Annotated in this window: 1 pseudogene; it reads right to left on the bottom strand. The window is 73.2% G+C overall.

The window, feature by feature from the left end:
- Positions 1-1,031: 1,031 nt before the first annotated feature.
- Positions 1,032-1,936, bottom strand: a pseudogene (locus VR44_RS11610) (sigma-70 family RNA polymerase sigma factor).
- Positions 1,937-2,143 lie beyond the last annotated feature (207 nt).

Here is a 2,143-nt window from a genome sequence, read left to right as displayed (position 1 = left end):
CGGCCGCGGCGACAGCCGGGTCGACCGGCGCGTTCGGTGCGCACCACCGGCAGGGTCCGGCACCGAAGTTGATCCGCCGTAGCCGAACCGGCGGCACATGCACTCCTCGCCCCGGGGCCATGCACGCGGTCCCGTGCTGGACCACCCCGCCGACCCGAAGGGTCCGCAGCCGTACCCCGCAGCCGGGCCGGCCGCTCCACCCGGACCGCAGGCCCCCGTGCCCTGAGCGGAAGCGTTCGGCGAGCCGGACTCCTCCGAGCACCGCGAGCGGGCCGCCACCGGGCGCCGTCAGCCGGGACACCGTTGGCCCCGGGCACTCCGGCCGCGACGGCGGCGTGGCGTCACGCCCGGGTTTGGCCAGGGTGCTCCGATCCCGCAGCAGCGCGTCGTGTCATAGCGCCACCAGGCCCGCGACACGCGAGGTCGATCGCCCGAACCGCGTTACCCGACGCTGACGACGCCTCCCGCTCGGAAGGTGTCTTGCCGGGGAGAAGACACTCCATGGTCGCTGTCGTCGCCTCCAACAGGCCCGGCGTCCGACTGAAGAGGCCTACTCGTTCTTGCGGCGCCACGGCCGGTCGCCGGGCCGTAGCAGGGTTTCCCGCGGCGCACCGCTCTCCCGCCGCTGGCCGGCGGTGGAGACGCCTACGAACACCAGGATCAGGAAGCCAACCACGCCCAGCGGCCAGGCGACAACGCCGACGCGCTCGCCGCCCCGGTCGCCGGAGCGTCCGGGGCGACCGGGGCTCGGCTGACCGCGCCCGGTAGCGGCCCGCTCGCGGTGTTCGGCGGGGTTCGGCTTACCGGACGGTCGCGCTCAGGGTCGGGCGGTCTGCGGGCCCGGATGGACGGCGGCCCGCCTGCACGGCGCGGCCTCGGAGAGCCGGGCGGGCGAGGTGGTCCGGCACGCGATGGCGTACGCGGCCCGAGACGAGGCCTGCGGTTGCTGGTGGCGCACGCGGTCGTCTGAGCTCCGCGATCACGGTCACCATCAGTCGGAGCACCGCCCGGCGGGAGGGAGGTGATTCCGGTCAGGCGCGGGCACCGGTTCCGGAGCCCTTGTCCAAGTGGTCCGGCAGGCCGAAGAGGGGGAACAGGCGCTCGGTGTCACGGAAGGCCGTGATGCCGGTGATCCGGTCGCCGGAAAACTCGACGACCTGCAGCGCCCAAGGAAGGTAGCCGCTGCCGTCCGGGTGGGGTCGGTACTGCCCGAAGGCGGGGGAGCCGTTCGCCGCAGTCGGGACCAGACGCGAGTCGCGGCAGCCGATCGCGGGGCCATTGAGCCACGCCTGGATGTCGGGTACACCGCGCATCCATTTCGCGTACGGGGGCAGGCACAGCGTGGCGTCGACATGGAGGAGCATGTTCAGCTCCTCCATGTCGTAGCGGGAGAAGGCCTTGGCGTACCGGTCGGCCAGCAGTTGACGGACCCTGTCGTCGCACGGCCGGGCGGCCGGCACATCTGTTGCCCGGCGACGCTCGGCCAGTGTGGCGCGGGCCCGCTGCAAGGCGCTGTTGGCCGACGCGACGGTGGAGCCGTGCAGGTCGGCGACCTCACGGGCCGAAAAGCCCAGGACGTCCCGCAGAATCAGTGTAGAGCGCTGGGCGGCAGGTGCTGCAGCGCGGCGACGAACGCCAGCCGCACGGACTCGCCCGTCGCCGCGGCAGCCTCCGGATCACCGCCAGGGCAGGGCTCCACCCACAGGGCGGCGTCCTCCGGCGGTGCCGGAGGCGAGCTGCCCTCGCTCGGGCCGGACAGATCCATCGGCAGCGCCCGCCGCTTGCCCGAGGCAACGGCGTCCAGGCAGACGTTGGTAGCGATGCGGTACACCCACGTCCTCAGCGCAGACCGCCCCTCGAAGTGGTCGAGGCTCCGCCACGCCCGGACCAGCGTCTCCTGTACGGCGTCCTCGGCCTCGGCGTACGAGCCCAGCATCCGGTAGCAGTACCCGGTCAGCTCGCCCCGGAACTCCTCAAGCCCATCCAGCGCCGTGCCGGCCGCCGCGATCTCCCCCACACCGCACTCCTCAAGACAGAAAGTTCCAGGTCACTGACCTGAGGCCCCACTGTAGGGCCGGGCTGGAGCGCGACGCTCAGGGCCCCCGGCCGGAAAGCTGAGCGCCGTAGTCGGCCGGACGAGCCT

It is taken from the genome of Streptomyces katrae (assembly GCF_000966975.1).
Lineage (GTDB): Bacteria > Actinomycetota > Actinomycetes > Streptomycetales > Streptomycetaceae > Streptomyces > Streptomyces katrae.
Note: the sequence above shows the minus strand (reverse complement) of the source record. Positions and strands in the feature narration are given on the sequence as shown.